At 65.4% G+C, this 19,581-nt stretch carries 17 protein-coding genes; 10 read left to right on the top strand and 7 right to left on the bottom strand.

Annotated features, from left to right (window positions below; translation table 11 throughout):
* Positions 1 to 38 precede the first annotated feature (38 nt).
* The 3 genes from ABD050_RS16715 to ABD050_RS16705 form a co-directional block, all read right to left on the bottom strand.
* Positions 39 to 1,514: a lignostilbene-alpha,beta-dioxygenase gene (locus ABD050_RS16715; RefSeq protein ID WP_343890626.1), complete on the bottom strand. Its 1,476-nt coding sequence runs from the start codon at positions 1,512 to 1,514 to the stop codon at positions 39 to 41.
* Between the two features lie 63 nt (positions 1,515 to 1,577).
* Positions 1,578 to 2,906 carry an MFS transporter gene (locus ABD050_RS16710; RefSeq protein WP_343890625.1) on the bottom strand — a complete coding sequence of 443 codons (1,329 nt, stop codon included), beginning with the start codon at positions 2,904 to 2,906 and terminating at the stop codon, positions 1,578 to 1,580.
* A 54-nt stretch (positions 2,907 to 2,960) separates the two neighbouring features.
* A complete protein-coding gene (locus tag ABD050_RS16705; protein ID WP_343890624.1) occupies positions 2,961 to 3,659 on the bottom strand; it encodes a nuclear transport factor 2 family protein in 699 nt (232 codons plus the stop codon).
* Positions 3,660 to 3,731: 72 nt separating this feature from the next.
* Here ABD050_RS16705 and ABD050_RS16700 point away from each other — a divergent pair, with 72 nt between their 5' ends.
* Positions 3,732 to 4,649, top strand: coding sequence for an SDR family NAD(P)-dependent oxidoreductase (locus tag ABD050_RS16700; protein ID WP_343890623.1), 918 nt, complete (start codon positions 3,732 to 3,734; stop codon positions 4,647 to 4,649).
* Here ABD050_RS16700 and ABD050_RS16695 read toward each other — a convergent pair.
* On the bottom strand, positions 4,646 to 5,437 hold the full coding sequence (locus ABD050_RS16695; protein ID WP_343890622.1) for a CmcJ/NvfI family oxidoreductase: 792 nt from the start codon (positions 5,435 to 5,437) through the stop codon (positions 4,646 to 4,648). The two genes, ABD050_RS16700 and ABD050_RS16695, sit on opposite strands and share 4 nt — an antisense overlap.
* 248 nt (positions 5,438 to 5,685) lie before the next feature.
* Here ABD050_RS16695 and ABD050_RS16690 point away from each other — a divergent pair, with 248 nt between their 5' ends.
* The 7 genes from ABD050_RS16690 (at position 5,686) to ABD050_RS16660 (ending at position 15,054) form a co-directional block, all read left to right on the top strand.
* Positions 5,686 to 8,184, top strand: coding sequence for a TonB-dependent receptor (locus tag ABD050_RS16690; protein ID WP_343890621.1), 2,499 nt, complete (start codon positions 5,686 to 5,688; stop codon positions 8,182 to 8,184).
* A 68-nt stretch (positions 8,185 to 8,252) separates the two neighbouring features.
* Positions 8,253 to 9,029 carry a glutathione S-transferase family protein gene (locus ABD050_RS16685; protein ID WP_343890620.1) on the top strand — a complete coding sequence of 259 codons (777 nt, stop codon included), beginning with the start codon at positions 8,253 to 8,255 and terminating at the stop codon, positions 9,027 to 9,029.
* A complete protein-coding gene (locus ABD050_RS16680) occupies positions 9,026 to 9,775 on the top strand; it encodes a glutathione S-transferase family protein (RefSeq protein ID WP_343890619.1) in 750 nt (249 codons plus the stop codon). Before ABD050_RS16685 ends, ABD050_RS16680 begins: the two co-directional genes overlap by 4 nt.
* A gap of 1 nt (position 9,776) precedes the next feature.
* Positions 9,777 to 11,339 carry an AMP-binding protein gene (locus ABD050_RS16675; protein ID WP_343890618.1) on the top strand — a complete coding sequence of 521 codons (1,563 nt, stop codon included), beginning with the start codon at positions 9,777 to 9,779 and terminating at the stop codon, positions 11,337 to 11,339.
* A gap of 30 nt (positions 11,340 to 11,369) precedes the next feature.
* The gene (locus tag ABD050_RS16670) at positions 11,370 to 13,520 is read left to right on the top strand and encodes a PQQ-dependent dehydrogenase, methanol/ethanol family (RefSeq protein WP_343890617.1); all 2,151 of its coding nucleotides are present in this window, start codon (positions 11,370 to 11,372) and stop codon (positions 13,518 to 13,520) included.
* A gap of 12 nt (positions 13,521 to 13,532) precedes the next feature.
* Positions 13,533 to 14,282 (top strand): SDR family NAD(P)-dependent oxidoreductase, encoded by a 750-nt coding sequence (locus tag ABD050_RS16665; protein ID WP_343890616.1) that lies wholly within the window; start codon positions 13,533 to 13,535, stop codon positions 14,280 to 14,282.
* 7 nt (positions 14,283 to 14,289) lie between these two features.
* Complete coding sequence (locus tag ABD050_RS16660; RefSeq protein ID WP_343890615.1) at positions 14,290 to 15,054, top strand: glutathione S-transferase family protein; 765 nt, start codon at positions 14,290 to 14,292, stop codon at positions 15,052 to 15,054.
* Here the strand turns inward: ABD050_RS16660 and ABD050_RS16655 are convergent.
* A complete protein-coding gene (locus tag ABD050_RS16655; RefSeq protein ID WP_343890614.1) occupies positions 15,051 to 15,449 on the bottom strand; it encodes a VOC family protein in 399 nt (132 codons plus the stop codon). The genes ABD050_RS16660 and ABD050_RS16655 overlap by 4 nt on opposite strands.
* Before the next feature lie 120 nt (positions 15,450 to 15,569).
* Between ABD050_RS16655 and ligM the strand changes: the two genes are divergently transcribed.
* Entirely contained in the window at positions 15,570 to 16,973 is a 1,404-nt protein-coding gene (gene ligM / locus ABD050_RS16650; RefSeq protein ID WP_343890613.1) for a vanillate/3-O-methylgallate O-demethylase, read from the top strand.
* The gene (locus ABD050_RS16645; RefSeq protein ID WP_343890612.1) at positions 16,970 to 17,641 is read left to right on the top strand and encodes an alpha/beta fold hydrolase; all 672 of its coding nucleotides are present in this window, start codon (positions 16,970 to 16,972) and stop codon (positions 17,639 to 17,641) included. Before ligM ends, ABD050_RS16645 begins: the two co-directional genes overlap by 4 nt.
* Before the next feature lie 96 nt (positions 17,642 to 17,737).
* Here ABD050_RS16645 and ABD050_RS16640 read toward each other — a convergent pair whose 3' ends face one another.
* Both ABD050_RS16640 and ABD050_RS16635 read right to left on the bottom strand, forming a co-directional pair.
* Positions 17,738 to 18,625, bottom strand: a complete 888-nt coding sequence (locus ABD050_RS16640) for an SDR family NAD(P)-dependent oxidoreductase (protein ID WP_343890611.1) — start codon at positions 18,623 to 18,625, stop codon at positions 17,738 to 17,740.
* Entirely contained in the window at positions 18,622 to 19,575 is a 954-nt protein-coding gene (locus tag ABD050_RS16635; RefSeq protein WP_343890610.1) for an SDR family oxidoreductase, read from the bottom strand. The genes ABD050_RS16640 and ABD050_RS16635 overlap by 4 nt, the downstream gene beginning before the upstream one ends.
* Between the last annotated feature and the right edge of the window lie 6 nt (positions 19,576 to 19,581).

Genomic DNA, 19,581 nt, shown 5'->3' with positions numbered 1-19,581 from the left:
ATGAGCCTTCGGTCTAGGCGAAGTCAAAACCGCACGGATCAAGCCGCCTCCTTCAGCCCAATCTCCGCGGCCGTCGCCCAATTCCCGTGCAGCCCGAACCGCAACCGGATCGGGATACGGATTTCAGCGATCGGCCCCTTCGCGATGTCCAGCGCGTCGAACAGCAGCAGATCGGAGCGATGCTCCTCGAGCCGGTTGCAGACCTGGACGATCCAGCCATCGCCTTCCGGCGCATCGGCGCTGCGCGGGATGAAGCACGGCTCCTGCAGTGAGGAGACCGGACCACACCACCATTTCTGTTCCCGCCCGGTTTCGTGATCGATCAGGCCGAGCGTGTTCATCAGCATGCCGGACGCACTGCCGCCCTTGATCTCGACCGGCTTGGCCGGATCGATCACCAGCATCCAGCCATAGCGATAGGGCAGCCCGGTGCGGCGATCGTCGATGCGCGGGAATTCGCCCATCATGCCCGTGAGCCGCTCGCTGCTTTCGAACGCGTCCGAATTGGACGCCATGTCGACCGTCCAGCGGGTCAGGAAACTCGCTGATTCAGCGCCATTGAACGGCGCACCGTGAATGTCCGGGAAGAAGGGGAACATGTTGTTCTTCGCCTCGGGCGTGTCGAAATGGATCTTCGTGCCTTCCTGGAAGGCATTCATCACATGGCTGGCGAAGCAATTGTCGCGCTTGAACCAGCGGATGTCCTCCGCCGTCGCGTCGGGCCGGCGCGGCAGGACGCCGAGATAGACCGGCAGCGTGGTGTCGAAGCCGAAATGCGGCAGGCCTTTCTCGAGCCTTTCCCAGTTCGACGTGCTCGGCACGACATGGAAGAGCGCGTAATCGGGCGTGATCGCGAAATCATGCATCATCGCGTAATAGGGCAGCTCGAACCACAATTCCTGCTTCAGCTCGCCCTCGGGCGACACGACATAATAGGTCATGTCGCGCGTCAGCACGCCCTTGGCCGCATAGCCGAAGGCGATCATGTCGCCGGTTTCGGGATCGATCTTGGGATGCGCGGTGAAGGTCTGGCCGGTCATCGCCCCGTTGAACCAGGTATAGCCCTCGGTCTCGAGCGTGACGGGGTCCATCACCAGCGCGGGGCTGTCCTCCTTCAGCGCATAAAGCTTGCCGCCATAGATGAAGGCATTGGTATTGGCGGTGCCGCGGATCTTGCCCTTTACGCTCTCGTCATCGGTCAGCGGATTGCGATAGGCACCGAACAGCGCCTTCCCCGCCTCATGCTCGAGCTTCCACTTGTCGGTGTGCGCCCAGCGCTGCTTGAAATCGACTCGCCCGTCCCTGAACCGGAACATGGTGATCATCCCGTCGCCATTGAACGCGATGTCGTCGCCGAGGCGCGGCGCATACTGCGGATCGGGCTGGACACGATAGAACGCGCCGTCGAGCTCCGGCGGGATCGCGCCCTTCACGTCGAGGTCGGCGATATCCGCCTCGATTCGCGACGGCGTGTTGAAGCCCGTGAACGACGGTGTGTCGGGAAAGTGAGTCACAGCCCAATCCTCTCGCTTTTTTGTCGGCGCATATTGTATGCAACGCAAACGTTTTTCAAGGCGTCAGCTACTCGACCCGGCGCTTTTCGTGCCGTCGAAGCGCAGCTTGACGCCGGACAGCGCGAGGGCCCCGACGAGCGAACCAAACCCCAGCGCGATCGAGACGCCGGCGAGCGGCAAACCGGCCTTGAACAGATAGCCGGCCAGGATCGGCGACAGGGCAGCGCCGCCGCGGCCGGCGCCGATCGCGAAGCCGGTTCCGGTCGCGCGGACGTGAGTGGGAAAGGCGCGCGCGAAGATCGTATAGAGGCCGACGATCGCGCTGTTGGTGAACAGCCCCGAGGCAAAGGCAAGCGCCGACAGGTCGCCGAGCGTATGCGCGCCGGCCGCGCCGAACAACGCGACCGTCACCGACGACATCACCAGCACGATGATCGTCATCGGCTTGAGCGCGAAGCGCTGCGCGAGAAGGCCGAAGATCGCCCCGCCGATCGCGCCGCCGAGATTGGCCCATACCAGCACGCGCGCCGCCTCGGCCGGCGCATGGCCGAGATCGACGACGATCTTCGGGGTCCATTTCAGGATGAAGTAGAAGCTGACGACATGCGCCGAGTAAGCGAGCGTCAGCAACAGGGTCATGCCGATCAGCCCGGGCCGCAGGATATCGGCGATCGACGCCTTTTCTTCTTCGGGCGCGGGCGGCGGCAGCGCGTCGACCGGAGCATGACCCATCCGTGCCAGGCTGTGGTTGACCTTGCCCAGCGCACCCGCGGGCCGCCGCGCCATGAGGAACTGGACCGGCTCGGGCACGAAGAACCAGACGAGCGGGATGAAGCACGCCGTGACGATCGCGCCGAATTCGAACACGGCGCGCCAGTCCCCGCCCTTGAGCAACAGCGCCGACACCAGGCCACCGGCGACCGCGCCGACCGGATAGCCGATCACCATGATCGCGAGGGCAAGATTGCGGCGCCTGACATTCGCGAACTCGGCCGCGGCTGCGTTGATCGCGGCAAGCATCCCGCCAATGCCCACGCCGGTCAGCACGCGCCAGATCGACAGCATGGCGACGCCGTGCACGGTCGTCACCATGATCATGCCGAACGCCATCACTGCCAGGCAGCCGAGGATCATCCGGCGCCGCCCGATCCGGTCGGTGACGCCGCCCAGGAACACAGACCCGAGCGCCATGCCGATCAGTTCCATCGACAGGACGACGCCAAGCGCAGCGCGATCGACGCCCCATTCAGTGGCGATTCCCGGCGAGGCGAAACTGATCGACAGGACGTCGAAGCCGTCAAGCGCGTTGAGCCCGACCGTGATCGCCACCGCGGCGATCTGTATCGGGCTCATCGGCGCTTCGTCGACGATCGCGCGTGGATCCTTGCTCATCCGTACGTCCCCCAGGCCAGGCTCATGCTGCGCAGCAATGACAGCAGAAAGACATCACGATGCGCCCTGCCCCGCCAACAGCTTGCCGATCGCGGGGTGCGCGAAATGCATCGGCACATCCTGGCGGTGCGGCCAGGTCTGGCGGATCTTGTCGGGCGGCAGGATCACGTCGGGGCCGACCGGGTTTGCGGGGTAGGTCTCGACCGCCGGCTGGAGGTGCGCGACGGTATGCGCCCAGCCGGTTTCGTAGTCGCCCTGCCATTGCATCATGTAATCGAGGCGCTTGATCTTCCACACGCCGTCCTCGCGGACATAATCATTCTCGTAGATCCCGGCTTCCCAGAATTGCTGCGGCATATGCTCGGGCTTCTGGTCGACCACGCTGTCATGCCAGCCGCCGAGCAGCATGCCGCGGAAACGGCCCTTGGCGGTCTGGCGATCGGGCGCGACGGTGATGATGTCCTGCATCTGGAAATGATCGAGCAGCAGCCCGTTGACCGGGCCGGGCCGGCCGCTGGTGAAGAGCTCCTGGATCCAGTCGCCATAGAGCCGCTTCACCCCGGCATGGCCGAGATACTCGCCCGACAGGAACACCACCGCGCAATCGCGCGCGAACAGCGCGACGACATCGTCGGGCCGGTTGAAATCGATGTAATAGCCATACGCCCAGTGCAGCCGCCTGATCGCGTTCAGGTCTTCCAGCTCGCCCACCCGTCCCTCGAGCGCGTCGAGCCGCGCCATCACATCAGCCATATCGACTCTCCCACTCACTTAATTTGTATGCCAGACTAACGATCTGAAACGCATAAGCGAGGGGAAAATCCGATGAGCGGCTGGCAAGGCAAGGTGGCGCTGGTGACGGGCGGCGTTTCTGGTATCGGCTTCGGCATCGCGCGCGCGTTCGCGGCAGAGGGGATGCGGCTGGCGCTCAGCTATCGCAATCACGCCTTTCGCGAGGACGCGGCGCGGTGGTTCGCCGACCATGGCCATGAAGCGCCGCTGTTCATCGCGCTCGACGTGACCGACCGCGACGGCTTCGCCGCAGCGGGCGAGGAGATCGATCGCCATTTCGGCCGACTCGACGTGCTTGCCAACAATGCCGGCGTCAGCGTGTTCGGGCCGACCGATGAGGCCTCCTATGCCGATTACGACTGGATCATGGGGGTCAATTTCGGCGGCGTGGTCAACGGCCTCGTGACGATGCTGCCCCGGATCAAGGCGGCCGGGCGCGGTGGCCATGTCGTCAACGTCGCGTCGATGGCCGCCTATCTGTCGGGGCCGCAGGCGGGCATCTACACCGCCAGCAAGTTCGCCGTGCGTGGGCTGACCGAATCGCTGCGCTACAATCTCGCGCCTTACGGTATCGGCTGCTCGCTTGTGTGCCCCGCGCTCACCCGCACCAACGCCTGGGATTCAGCGCTGAAGCGCCCCGACGCCTTTGCCGGGAGCGGCTTCGCGCCGGTCGACCGCGCCGAGCTCGAGCAATTCGGCACTGCCTTCGAGGCCGGGATGGACCCGCTCGAAGTCGGCGAGAAGATCGTGCGCGGGATGAACGAGAATCGCGCTGTCATCTTCACCCATCCCGAATTCGCCGAGGATTTTCGCGAGATCTACGAGGCGAGTGTGGCGGCCTTGCCGGACGAGCCGGTTCCTGCGGCGCGGCAGGAAATCGAGCGATTGCGCCGTGAGGCGGGCCGCGCCGCCGCCGCAGGCAAGTCGATCGGAATCGCCGACCTGACCTAGAACCAATAGGCGATCGCACGCATTTCGATCGAGGCGCGCGGCGGCACGTCGGGCGGGCAGTCGGGGTCGTCGAACGCCACATGCGGGACTGAATGCGCGCGGGTTGAATCGCTGTCGTTGGTCTTGAAAATGATCACTTCGTCGCGCCCGAGGTCGCGAAACCAGTGCCAGCGATGCGCCGGCGAATGCGCGACCACCAGGCCTTCGAACGACCAGGCATCGATCCCGTCGCGATCGAATATGGCGTCCGCCGGCAGCAGGTCACGGTCGGTGACGCTCCGGGCGTCGCACAACGCCAGCGGAACATCCTGCGGTGCGGGCGAGATCGCGCGCCAGACGTTGAAATGGGCGCTGCGCCGCGGCTCGGGCTTGCCCTCGGGCCGCGAGCGCGTCGCGAACTCGGCGGCGGTCTTGTCGGACACATCGACATGCGCGAAGCGCGCCGGGCGCGAATTGTCGAGGGCGCCGGACAGCGACGAGCGTTCGGCGTAGCGCAGCACGCCGGTTCCGGTCACGACGACGGCATCGGCGCCCGACACGTCGCGGATCAGCGCGGCAATCTCGTCGGGGTGGAGGCGCGCAACCTCGGCGGCGTCAGTGAAGTCAGTGACGGCGCTGCGATGCGACACAAGCGCAAATCCTTCGCGATCGAGCATCGTGCCTGACCCGCGCGACTCGGTGATCGCCATGACCTCGGGGGCGAGTACGACCGTGTCGCGACTCGAGTCGTTCGCGAAATAACGCATCCGGCCCTGCCCTCGCGCAACATAATTGATCATCGCCTGCATCACGCTTCCGCTCCCTTCGAACCGGCAATTGTATGCCTCTCGCACAGTGTTGCGCGGCATGGGAGCGGAGGGCAAGCCTCCTCAACGACCCGCTCTCCAAGGCTGGCAGTGGCGATGGTGGTAGTTTCCCTACTCCTTGTCAGGCGCGCGATCGTATGCCTTTCTCACAATGGACGCACGCAAAGCGCGTCTATTTGGAGGCCACGTTCATCAAGAACGGGCCAGATCCGACCAGGAGGGGAGATTCGATGCACGTTTTCGTCCATTCGCGCCTGACGGCGGGCCTGTTGGCCTCAGCCTCGGCTTCCGCATTGGTGTTCGCCACGCCAGCGTTGGCGCAAGCCGCACCAGCCAGCACCCAGACCGCGCCGGCGGCGACACCCGATGACCAATCCACGACTCAGGACATCGTGGTCACTGCCCAGTTCCGCCGCGAAAAGCTCCAGGACACGCCGATCGCGATCACCGCGGTGAACGCGGCGCAGATGGAGGCGAAGAACCAGACCGACCTCGCCCAGGTGGCCGATTCAGCGCCGAACGTCTCGCTGAAGCCGCAGGGCGCCTCGTTCGGCCCTTCGATCACCGCGTCGATCCGCGGCGTCGGCCAGAACGACTTCAACCCGGCCTATGAGCCCGGCGTCGGCATCTATATCGACGATGTCTATTATCCGCAGCTCACCGGCGCGGTGTTCGATCTGCTCGATCTCGATCGGGTCGAAATCCTGCGCGGGCCGCAGGGCACGCTCGCCGGCCGCAATTCCGAAGGCGGCTCGATCAAGATCTATTCGAAGATGCCGCACGGCGACAATGGCGGCTTCGTCGAGGCGACCTATGGCTCGCGCAACCGGATCGGCCTGCGTGCCGCTGCCGATTTCAAGCTGACCGACACGCTGTTCGCGCGGATTTCGGGCGTGTTCAAGCAGCAGGACGGCTTTGTCGACCGGATCGATTATGGCTGTGCCCACCCGGGGAGCGGCGTTGCGACGAGCCGGTCGGCGGGCGATTGCCGGATCAGCAAGCTCGGCGGCGTCGGTTATCAGGCGATCCGCGGCATCCTGCGCTGGGAGCCGACCGATGCGCTCAGCGTGACCGTCATCGGCGACTATACGCATGACGAGCACACCATCGCCGGCGAAGTGCTGCTGACGACATCGACGATCAATTCGCCGAACGTCAACGCGGCGCCGGGCGTGCCCTATGACAATCGCTTCGTCTGCGGCAAGTTCTGCAACTACATCACCACCGGCCAGCCGGCGGGCGTCTGGGTGCCTCCGATCCCGGTCGACCCCTATCACGCGGCGGGCACGCCGCTCGCGGCCACCTCGGGAACCGATCGCAGCCTGTATGACGGCTGGGGTTTCTCGGGCCAGATCAATTATCAGCTCAACGATGCGATCTCGCTCACCTCGATCAGCGGCTATCGTGCCTTCGACACGCGGTTCGATTCGGACGATGATCTCTCGCCCGCCAGCAACGGCTTCGGCTTGAATCATCTGACCAACTGGAGCTTCAGCCAGGAGGTCCGGGCCAATGTGGAGCTCGCCAGGACACTCAACTTCACCCTCGGCGGCTATTATTTCAAGCAGCACTCGCTCTACGATTCGACCCAGGACATTCGCTACGTCCCGGTCTATCCGCTGCAATTCCGCCAGCCCGACCCCACCGACGCCGAGGCCAAGGCGGTGTTCGCGCATCTCTCCTGGAAGCCGGTCGACAACCTCACGCTGAGCGGCGGCCTGCGCTATACCGACGAATCCAAGAGCCAGACCTATTACCGGTTCAACTATGACGGCACGATCAACCGGTTCGTCGATCCGATCGGGGCTGCCTATGGTGCCGGCTATGTCGGGCTAGACACGCTCAACGTGAAAGGCGACCCCACTGCAACTGTGAAGGCGCTGACCGGGCTGACTGCGAAATACAAGGCGAGCCGCGTCGATTACCGTCTTGCCGCCGATTATCGCTTCTCGCCGGCACTGCTGGTCTATGCGAGCTTCTCGACCGGCTTCAAGGGCGGTGGCAGCAACCCGCGGCCGTTCAACGCGAACCAGGTCATCGCCTTCGCGCCCGAGCAGCTCAACGCCTATGAAATCGGCCTCAAGAGCGATCTGTTCGATCGCAAGCTGCGCTTCAACCTCTCTGGGTTCATCAACAAGTACAAGGATATCCAGATCCCTGTCAGCACCTGCCCAGACGCGCCCTGCGCGGCGCGGCTGAACGCCGGCAAGGGCACGATCAAGGGCTTCGAGGCTGAACTCACCGCCTTCCCGGTGCCCGGCCTGTCGATCGACGCATCGCTCAGCTATCTCAGCTTCAACTATGATGCGGCGAGTCTGAACCCGGCCGCCAGCTATCCGACCAACCCGGGCGGCGTTACCGCCAACGATCCCACGACCGTGCCGCCATGGAAGGCGAGCGGCGGCATTCAGTACAAGATTCCCCTCGGCAGTGCTGGAAGCCTGACGCCGCGCTTCGACGTCAATTACCAGGGCAAGCAATATACCGGGCCGACCGTCATCAACAATGTGCGGTACCTGAACTTCATCCCCTCCTACACCCTCGCCAATGCCAGGCTCACCTGGACCAACGAGGGCGGCGATCTCGACGTCTCGGTGGAGGCGCAAAATCTCTTCGACAAATATTATCTGCTGACGATCTTCGATCTTCGCGGTGCCGGCGCCGGTTTCCGCAAGGGCCGGCCGGGGAGCCCGCAGGAGTTCGCCGTCACCGTCAAGAAGAAGTTCTGATCGCAATAGGGGGCGCGGCAGGAAATGGCTCGAAGGCCATTTCCTGCCAAGCGCCGCAAGGAATGACCATGACCGAAACCGGCCGTGTGACGCTCTATCATTGGGAGCCGAACGCGAATTCTGGCAAGCCGATGCTGACCTTGTTCGAAAAGGGCGTCGCGTTCGAGAGCCATTATCTCGATCTGCTCGCCTTCGACCAGCACAAGCCCGATTATCTCGCCATCAATCCGCTCGGTACCATCCCGGCAATGACTCATGGCGACCTGGTGCTCACTGAATCGACCGCGATCATGGAATATGTCGACGAGGCATTTCCGGGTCCGAAATTGATGCCGCCAGACCCGGTCGACGCCTGGCGTGCGCGCTGGTGGATGAAATTCATGGACCAGTGGCTCGGGCCGAGCTTCTCGATGATCGGCTGGAGCGTCTTTATCGGGCCGTCGGTGCGCAGCCGCGACCCTGCCGAACTCGATGCCGCGATCGAGCGCATTCCGCTGCCCGAACGCCGCGTCGCGTGGCGCAAGGCGATCAGCGGCGCCTTTTCGCCCGAGGAAATGGCTGAATCGCAGCGCCGCGTCGCGCTCGGCATCGGACTGCTCGAAGAGGCGCTGGGCAAGCGCGAATGGCTTGCCTCGGACAGCTACAGTCTTGCCGATATCAACGGCTTCAATCTCGCTTATGCGCTGCCCCTGTCGCAGCCGCATCTGTCGAACGACACGCTGACCCCGAACATCCTGCGCTGGCTGCGCGCGATCTACGCCCGGCCGGCAACCAAGGCCTGCTGGAAAATGGGCCGGACCGATATGGCGAAACGGGTGACGATCCTGGAAAGCGAACCGGCATGAGCGCCACCCTGTATCATGGCGAGCCCAACGGGCCGTCGCTCACCGCCCTGGCCGCAGCGCTCGAAAAGCAGGTCGAGGTCGCGCTTCATCGGATCGATCTCGCAGGCGGCGAGCGTCACAGCGGCCGCGTTCCCCGCGCCATGGAAACCGATCAGTCGATCGAGGGCGAAGGCCCGGTGCTGGTGGTCGACGGCACGCCGATGGCCGACAGCGTGTTCCTGGCCTGCTATTTCGACGATGTGGGGCCCGGTCCCGCGCTTCGCCCTGCCGATCCCTATGCGCGCTGGCAGGTCATGGCGTGGTGCCGCTATGTGATCGAGCGCATTGCTCCCGCGGCATCCTATCTCGGCCTGCAGGCGCGGCCGCCAAAGTCAGTGCCGGAAGGGATCGCAAGCGTTGATCTCGCCGAGCGCTGGCGGGCCGCGGCGGACGGCCGGTTCGACGAAGCGAAGCTGGCGGACAGTCGCTCCAAGATCGCCCAGGGCACTGACAAGATCGAGGCGCAACTCGCTGACGGGCGCGACTGGCTGATCGGCGATTTCGGCATCGCCGATCTCGAAACCTATGCCTGGTTCGCCGGCATGCCCGCGCTCGTGCCCGACGCCTTCGCGGGCAAGCCGCGCACCGCCGCCTGGCTGGCGCGGGTGAAGGCGCGTCCCTCGGTGGCGCGCGCCTTGTCGCTTTCGACCGATGGAGCGCCCGAAAAAATCTGGGCGCCGGGCCCCGAAATCAACCGCTGGGGCTGAGATGCGATCGATCGACTATTTCGATCGGGGGCATGATCTCGATCCCGGCCGAACCGCGCTGATCGATGCAGCGAGCGGGGCTGAACTCAGCTTCGCCGAGGTCAAGGCCCTCACCGAGCGGATCGCGGTGGCCATGTACGCGGCCGGCTTCGAGAACCAGCAGCCGGTCGCGCTCTATGGCCCGAACAGCGCGACGATCATGGTCGCGCTTCTCGCGATCTGGCGCGCGAACGGCAAATGGGTGCCGGTCAACACCCGCAACGCGATCGAGGCCAATGCGGCCTATCTGAACTATGTCCGCTGCGGCTGGCTCTTCTATCATTCGAGCTTTGCCGAAGACGTGGCGGCACTGCGCGCCAAGGTGCCGTTGCTGACCCGCTTCATCTGCCTGGATCGCGCCATGGGCGACGACCCCGCGCTCGACGATTTCATCGCGGGCGCGCCGGCGCAGCCGCTTCCGGACTTCTCCGACCCGTTCGGCAAGCCGGACGATGTCGTCGGCCTGTTCCCGACCGGGGGCACGACCGGCCCGTCAAAGGGCGTCGTCGTCACCAATCTCGGCTGGGGGACGATGCTCGAAACCCTCGGCGAGGCCGTCGGCGGCAGGACCGACGATCCGGTGTCGCTGGTCGTCGCGCCGCTGACTCACGCCGCCGGCCCGGTTGCGCTCGGCACGATGGCGCTGGGCGCGACCCAGGTCATCCTGCCCGGCTTCGACGCCGATGCCGTCCTGCGCACCATCCCGGCCTATCGGATCACGCACCTCTATCTGCCGCCGACGGCGCTTTACGGCCTGCTCGCGTCGCCCGAGCTCGGCAGGCAGGATGTCTCGTCGCTGCGCATTTTTATTTTGGTCGGCTCTCCCGTCTCGCCGGAGAAATTGCGCCAGGCAGTCCAGGCTTTCGGCCCCTGCCTGTGCCAGGCTTACGGCCAGGTCGAATCGCCGATGATCACGACCTGGCTATCGCCCGAAATAGTCGCGGCGGCGGCGGCGGGAGATCATCCTGAACGACTGGCGAGTTGCGGCCGCCCGACCCGCTCCGTTCAGGTCGGCATCATGGACGATGCCGGCAACCTGCTTCCTGCTGGCGAGCGCGGCGAGATCGTCGTGCGCGGCAGCCTTGTCTCCCGGGAATATTTCGAGCTCCCCGAAGCGACCGCCGAGGCGCGCCTCTTCGGCTGGCACCATACCGGCGACGTCGCGTACCGCGCGCCCGACGGTTATCTGTTCATCGTCGATCGCAAGAAGGACATGGTGGTGACGGGCGGCTTCAACGTCTTCACCGCCGAGGTCGAGGCAGCGGTGACCGAGCTCGCCGAGGTCCGCGAATGCGCGGTGATCGGCATCCCGCACGAGAAATGGGGCGAGGCGGTTCACGCAATCGTCGTCGCCGACGGGATTGGCGCCGACGCTATCGTCACCCATGCCAAGGCGAGGCTCGGCGGGGTCAAGGCGCCGAAGAGCGTCGCCTTTGTGGATGAAATCCCGCGGACCGCAGCGGGCAAGATGGACAAAAGGGCGCTCCGTGCCGACTATTGGCGCGGCGACCGGCTGGTGAACTGATCGGCGCCCGGGATGAGGATAAGGCGACAGATGACAAGAGCAATTCCACGCAGTGCGATAGTGGTGACGGGCGCGATGCTCGCGCTGGCTCTGGCCGGGTGCCGGAATGCGGAAGCGCCCGCGACCCCTCAGGCAACGCTCGCGACGAGCGGCGTGACCGACGCGAAGATCGCGGCCCCCGGCGACGACGAGTGGCTGAGCTATGGTCGCGATTATTCCGAGCAGCGCTTCTCCCCGCTGACCCAGATCAGCGACACGACGATCGGCAAGCTCGGCCTCGCCTGGTCAGCTGATCTCGAAACCGCGCGTGGCCAGGAGGCGACGCCGCTGATGCATGACGGCACGCTCTATGTCTCGACCGCCTGGAGCATGGTGAAGGCGTTCGACGCGACGAACGGCAAACTCAAATGGGCTTACGACCCGCATGTGCCACGCGACACGCTGGCGCGCGCCTGTTGCGACGCGGTCAATCGCGGCGTGGCGCTCTATGGCGGCAAGGTCTTTGTCGGCACGCTCGACGGGCGGCTCGTCGCGCTCGACCAGTCGACGGGCAAGCCGGTCTGGGAGAAGGTCGTCGTCCCCAACCAGAGCGATTACTCGATCACGGGCGCCCCGCGCATCGTCAAGGGACGCGTGCTGATCGGCAGCGGCGGCGCCGAGTACAAGGCGCGCGGCTATCTCGCCGCGTTCGACGCCGAGACCGGCGCCGAGGCCTGGCGCTTCCACACAGTGCCGGGCAACCCCGCCCTTGGCTTCGAAAACACCGCGATGGAACGCGCGGCGAAGACCTGGAGCGGCGAATGGTGGAAGCTCGGCGGCGGCGGCACCGTCTGGGATTCGATCACCTATGATCCGAAGCTCAACCTGGTCTTTTTCGGCACCGGCAATGCAGAGCCGTGGAATCCGGCGCCGATGGGTCGCTCGGGCGACAATCTCTACACCTCGTCGATCGTCGCGGTAAACGCCGACACGGGTGCCTATGCCTGGCATTTCCAGGAGACGCCCGAGGACCGCTGGGATTTCGACAGCGACGCGCAGATCACGGTCGCCGACCTGACCATCAACGGTCAGCAGCGCCACGTCCTGCTCCACGCCCCGAAGAACGGGGTGTTCTACGTTATCGACGCGAAGACCGGGCAGTTCATTTCGGCGAAACCCTTCGTCCCCGTCAATTGGGCGACGGGCTTCGATCCGGCGACCGGCCGCCCGGCGGTCAACCCGGCGGCACGCTATGAGAAGGGCGACAAGCCCTTTGTCGGCCTGCCCGGCGCAGGCGGCGCGCACAGCTGGCAGCCGATGAGCTTCAACCCGAAGACCGGGCTGATCTACCTGCCCGCCAATATCGCCGGCTTCCCCTATGCCGCGGCGAAGGGGTGGAAGCCGTCCGACATCGGCTTCCAGACTGCGCTCGACGGCGCCGCGACCGCGATGCCGGCCATAACGGCTGTGCGCGACGGCGCGATGAAGGCGACGACCGGCGCGCTGATCGCCTGGGATCCTGTCGCCGGCAAGGCCGTGTGGACGGTCGCTCAGGTCGGGCCGTGGAACGGCGGCACGCTCAGCACCGCTGGCAATCTCGTCCTGCAGGGGAACGCGCAGGGTGAATTCGTCGCCTATAGCGCCGACAAGGGACGCAAGCTCTGGTCCTTCCCGGCGCAGACCGGGATCATCGCGGCGCCCATGACCTATGCGATCGGTGGCCAGCAATATATCGCGGTGCTCGCCGGATGGGGTGGGGTTTGGGACATCGCGACGGGTGTCCTGGCGCACAAATCGGGCGCGACGCACAATATCAGCCGGCTGCTCGTCTTCAAGCTCGGCGCGAAGGGCACCCTGCCCCCGGCCCCACCGATGGCGAAGCTGGTCCTCGATCCGCCCGCGCTTACCGGCACGCCGCAGCAGGTCGCGCATGGCGGGCAGCTTTACGGCCGCTATTGCAATGTCTGCCATGGCGACGCGGCTGTGGCCGGGGGCCTCAACCCCGACCTTCGCCACTCCGGCGCGCTCAATGCGGCGGAGGCGATCCGCTCGGTGGTGATTGACGGCGCCCTGCACGAGAACGGCATGGTGTCGTTCAAATCGGCGCTGACCGCCGACGACGCCGAAGCGATCCGCCAATATCTCATCAGCCGCGCCAATGAGGACAAGGCGCTCGAAAAGGCCAGGCCCGGTGCCCGCTAGGGCGGAACCGCGATGAGCGATTTTGCGGGGCGCCATGTCGTCGTTACCGGCGCGTCCTCGGGGATCGGGCGGGCGACCGGCATCCTGCTGGCGAAGCGCGGCGCGAAGGTATCGCTGATCGCCCGGCGCGCCGAAGCGCTGGCGGCAGTACGCGATGCGGCGGGTGGCGAGACTTTCGCCATCGCCGCTGACGTCTCCGATCGCCCGGCCGTGCTCGCCGCCCTCGATCGGGCCGAGGCAGCGCTCGGCCCGATCGACGGATTGTTCGCGAATGCAGGCACGGGCGGCGCCTTCGCCCCATTCGTCGATTATTCGACCGAGGTGTTCGAAGCGGTGCTGCGCACCAACCTGCTCTCCCCTTTCTGGGCGATGCAGCGAGTCCTTCCCGGCATGATCGAACGTCGCCGCGGCGCGATCCTCGTCACCGGGAGCCTGGCGAGCGAGCGTGGCATGGCGCATAATCCCGGCTATGTCGCGTCGAAGCATGGCGTGCTCGGCCTCGCGCGTGCCGCCGCGGTCGAGGCGGCGCCGCACGGCGTCCGAGTCAACTGCATCGTGCCCGGCTTCATCGAGACCGAGATGCTCGCGAACCTCGGCGAGGAGGCGCTCGGCGCGATGCAGGCGCGCACCCCGCAGGGGCGCACCGGCACCGCCGAAGAAGTCGCTGAGGTCGCCGCCTTCCTGCTTTCCGATGCCGCCGCCCATGTCACCGGCCAGTCCTGGGCGGTCGATGGCGGCATCCTCACCACGCTCACCGTCTGAGGGGCCCATGACGCTAAAATATTATCACGCCGAGCCGCTCGCCAATTCGCTGAAATCGATGGCGCCCCTGTTCGAAAAGGGGCTCGCCTTCGAGAGCGTCTATGTGAACCTTCACCGCTTCGAGCAGCACGAGCCCTGGTTCGTCGCGATCAACCCCGAGGGGCAGGTGCCGGTGCTCGATCATGACGGGACGATCATCACCCACACGACCGTCATCAACGAATATCTCGAGGACGCCTTTCCCGATGCTCCGCCGCTGCGGCCCAATACGCCCGAGGGCAATGCGCGGATGCGGTACTGGAACAAGTTCGTCGACGAACATGTGATGAACCATGTCTCGATGCATGGCTGGCACCGGATGGTCGGCATCATCGCCCGCAAGATCGAGAGCGGGGATTTCGAGGAGATGATGGCGCGTATCCCGCTTCCCGACCAGCGCGCGAAATGGAAGGCGGCGCGCTCGGGCTTTTCCGAGGAGCAGCTCGCTTTGGCCAGCGAGAAGATCGACTATGCCGTGGCGAAGGTCGAGAAACAGCTTGGCGAAACACCGTGGCTGGCCGGCGACAGCTACACGCTCGCCGACATCAATTTCTATTCGCATTGCGGGATGATGGTTGAGCGGATGTTCCCCGAGAAGGAGATCGCCACGCGTGCTCCCCGGCTCGTCGAATGGCGCGATCGGGTGACGGCGCGGCCGGCGATGCAGCAAGCGCTTTCGATGCCCGACCATACCGAGCCAGGGTTGCGCACCTGGTCAGGCCATGCGCGCTAATCGCCGAAGAAATTGAGTTCGAGCAATAGCCCGTCGGGATCGGCCACGAAGAGCTGGCGCAGGCCGATCGCGGTCACCTCGTTGCGGCGGTGATCGAGCGCCATCGCCGAAATCCGCGCAAGCGTGTCGTCATACCCTGTGCACCGGAAGGCGACATGGTGAAGCGCGCCGGTCGGGCCGGGCGCCATGTCACGATCGAACAGCCGCGGCAGATCGAGGCTGTTCAGATGCAGCACGGCGCGACCCGATGTGTCGAACATCCAGCGGGCGGTGTCATGGGTGAGCGGTGGCGGCGCCGGGCGCGTCTCGAGCGCCAGCAGCGCGCGATAGAAGCTTTCGGCGCGATCGAGATCGCCCGTTACCACATTGACGTGATCGAGCGCTTCCACCGACATCGGACCCTCTCCTTTTTTGTACAGAATCGTTTGCGTTGCATACAGATTATTCTATGAGTCGGCCACACAGTTTCGCTCGCCACCGGGAAACGGATGAGCAGCACAGACAGGAGAGAATCGATGGCAGGCAATCTTGAAGACGTGTTGAATGCGGCGGGCAACCCAGTCGAGATGCTGCGCAATTCGCAGCTCGGCGCCTATGTCTATCCCGTGGTCGCCGCCGAATTCCACAACTGGCGGTCCGAGCAATGGGCCTGGCAGCACAGCGCCGTCCTGTTCGACCAGTCGCACCACATGGTCGACCTGTTCATCAGCGGCAAGGACGCCCTCAAGCTGCTGACCGACACGATGATCAACTCGCCCAAGGGCTGGAGCGTGAACAAGGCCAAGCAATATGTGCCGACCACGCCCTATGGCCATGTCATCGGCGACGGCATCATCTTCTGGCTGGCCGAAGAGGAGTTCGTCTATGTCGGTCGCGCGCCGGCGGCGAACTGGCTGATGTTCCAGGCCGAGACCGGCGGCTATGACGTCCAGATCCTCAAGGACGACCGCAGCCCGTCGCGCCCGATGGGCAAGCCGGTGAAGCGGGTCAACTGGCGCTTCCAGATCCAGGGCCCGAATGCCTGGGCGATCATCGAGAAGCTCCATGGCGGACCGCTCGAACAGCTCAAATTCTTCAACATGAGCGAGATGAACATTGCCGGCCGCAAGGTGCGGACGCTGCGCCACGGCATGTCGGGCGCGCCCGGGCTCGAAATCTGGGGCCCTTATGACGAGCAGGAGGAGATCCGCGGCGCGATCCTCGAGGCGGGCAAGGAATTCGGCATCGTGCCGTGCGGCAGCCGCGCTTATCCGTCGAACACGCTCGAATCGGGCTGGATCCCCTCCCCGCTCCCCGCGATCTACACCGGCGAGAAGTTGAAGGCGTATCGCGAATGGCTCGGCGCCGACAGCTATGAGGCGACCGGCTCGATCGGCGGCAGCTTCGTCTCGGACCGGATCGAGGATTATTATCTCAATCCCTGGGAACTCGGCTACGGCCCGTTCGTCAAGTTCGACCATGATTTCCACGGCCGCGAGGCGCTCGAGGCGATTGATCCGTCGACGCAGCGCAAGAAGGTGACGCTGGCCTGGAACCCCGAGGACATGGCGGCGATCTTCGCCTCGCTGTTCGACCCCGATGGCGAGCAGTACAAGTTCTTCGATCTGCCGCTGGCGAACTATGCCTCGTCGAACTACGACCTCGTGAAGGACGCCTCGGGGAAGGCGCTCGGTGTCTCGATGTTCACCGGCTACAGCTTCAACGAGAAGAGCGCGCTCAGCCTCGCCACCATCGACCCCTCGATCGAGGTAGGCAGCGAAGTGCGCGTCGTGTGGGGCGAACCCAATGGCGGCACCCGCAAGACGACGGTTGAGCCGCACAAGCAGATCGAAGTCCGCGCGATCGTCAGCTCGATCCCCTATTCGCGCGTCGCGCGCGAAACCTATCACCAGGGTTGGCGGACGACTCAGCCGGCATGACCGATTACGTCCTTGTCCACGGCGCCTGGGGCAGCGTCCGCGCCTATGATCGGCTCGCCGCCGAGCTCCGTGCCGCCGGTCACCGCGTCGTCGTCGCCGCGCTGACCGGGCTCGGCACGCGCGCGGCCGAGCTCTCCCCGGCGATCGACCTGTCGCGCCATGTCGCCGATGTCGTCGAGCAGATCGAGGAAGCCGGGTTCGACCGCTTCGTCCTGGTCGGGCACAGCTATGGCGGGATGGTCGTGACCGGGGTGGCGACCCGGCTCGGCGCGCGGATCGACACGCTTGTCTATATCGATGCCTTCCTGCCCGAAGACGGCCAGTCGCTCTGGGACATCACCGGCGAGTTCGAGCATCGCCATTATATCAATGCGCAGCGTGATACGCCCGGGCTTGTCGCGCCGTTGCCCGGCGTCACCGGGACAGGCGTCGGCCGGCATCCGCTGCTCACCCTGATCCAGCCGGTGCACTTCACCGGCGAGGAAGCGAAGGTCGGCCGCCGCATCTACGTCTTCGCGGAGAGCTGGCAGCCGACGCCCTTCGCCGGCTTCCACGCCAGGGTCGCCGCCGACCCCGCCTGGGAGGTCCACCGCGCCGACGCGACCCATAATGTCATGGGCGATCAGCCCGAGCAGCTCCTGGCCCTGATGCTCGCCCAGGCGGCGTAATACCGAGGTTCATGAAGCGCTGCCCATTCCCCCTCCCCGGAAGGGGAGGGGCTCATAGGCTTCGATCACCGTACCCTGGTATGAGGCGGCCCAGCGTTACGCCGGCTCCTTCTTCTGCCCGCCCGGCACGCCATGTGCGGCGCGGGCCTCATATTCGGGATCGTCCTCGGGGTTGGCCAGGGCGGCCATCACCCGCTCGTGGATTTCCTCCAGCGTGCCGCGGAATTCCGGATAGGGCAGGATGTAGAGCTGGTCTGCCTCGACACCGGAGAGAACATATTTCGCCAGCGTTTCGGGCTCCATCCCGACCTGGATCACACGCTTAAGATGCGCGAACACCTCGGGATCGGCGCCATAATAGCCGGTCTCCTGCAGATGCGCCGGCCGGGTCAGCACGGCTTCGTGGATGTTGGTGTTGACCGCACCCGGACACAGCATGGAGACGCCGATGCCGTGATCTGCCAGGTCGAGCGCCAGGCACTCGGAAAGCCCGCGGATCGCCATCTTGGACGTGCAGTAGATGCCCGTTCCCTTCAGCGCGACGAACGCCGACATCGATGCGGTGTTGACGATATGGCCGCCATTGCCCCGCTCGATCATCCGAGGCACGAAGGTCTGGATGCCGTTGATCACGCCGCCGAGATTGACCGAGAGCTGCCAGTCCCAATCGTCATAGGTCGCGTTCTGGAGCGGCCCGAAGATCGAGACGCCGGCCGTGTTGAACAGCAATTCGACCGGCCCGAGCTTCGCTTCGACTGCGTCGGCGGCCGCCCGATAGGCGGCGCGGTCGGTTATATCGAGCTTGACCGGCATCACCTCGAAATCAGTGCCGTCGAAATACGCCATCGCTTCGTCGAGATGGTCCTGGCGGATATCGGCGATCGCGACCTTGCAGCCCGCCTCGGCAAAGACTTTCGCCTGGCCGAGCGCGACTCCCGACCCGCCGCCGGTGATGAAGGCGGTGCGTCCCGCGACCTTCGTCATGCCACCTTCTCCTCGAAGGTCACCGGCGTGGCTGTCCGCCGCGCGAGCTGCTCGTCGAACACCTTGTTGCCGAGCAGGAAACCGATCGCCTCGGCGCGCTCCTGGTTGATCGGCTCGTCGGGCATCGAGGCGAGGATCGCGTCGAAGCGCGTGCGCATGCCCTTGGCGAACTCGGGATGCGTGAGGATGTAGAGGTCGTTCGCGCGAATGCCCGCCAGCACGCGCTCGCCCACTTCGTCCGGCGTCATCCAGAGCGGCGAGATCGGGCGCCTCTCGAGCTCCTCCTCGCGCTTCACATAGCCGCTATCGGCCTTGAATTCGTCCGGCCGCAGCTCGCCCGACATCGCGATATTGCTCTGCACCGGCCCCGGCATGAAGGCTGAAACGCCGATATTCTCGGCCGCCAGCTCGCCGCGGATCGCCTCCGACAGCCCCAGCACCGCCGCCTTGGCGGCCGTATAGGTCGCCGAGAAGGGGATCGGGATCAGCGCCGACTGCGACGAGGTGGTGACGATCTGCCCGCCCTCGCCATGCGCCCTGATGCGCGGCAAGATGGTGACGAGGCCGTTGATCACGCCCCCGAAATTCACGCCCATCGCCCAGTCCCAGTCATCGTAGCGCGCATCGACGATCGGGCCCATGATCCCGACGCCGGCATTGCCGATCAGCAAATGGATCTTGCCAAACCGCGCCTCGGCCTGGTCGGCCGCGCGCGCGAAGCCCGGACGGTCAGTCACGTCGAGCTGGACCGTCTCGACCCGGTCGTCGGCGCCGAGCGATGCCTTGGCCTCGGCAAGCGCGCTCTCGCGGATATCGGCGATCACGACCTTCGCCCCCGCCCCCACCAGCGCGCGCGCAATGCCGAGCCCGATACCGTTCGCGCCGCCGGTAATGAAGGCGGTCTTGCCGGCGACGTCAGCCATCGGCGCTATTGCAGCCTGTTCGGCCATGTTCTT

It is taken from the genome of Sphingomonas oligophenolica (genome assembly GCF_039522915.1).
In the GTDB taxonomy this organism is placed as follows: domain Bacteria; phylum Pseudomonadota; class Alphaproteobacteria; order Sphingomonadales; family Sphingomonadaceae; genus Sphingomonas; species Sphingomonas oligophenolica.
The sequence above is the reverse complement of the archived record's forward strand: the minus strand, read 5'-3'. Positions and strand labels throughout refer to the sequence as shown.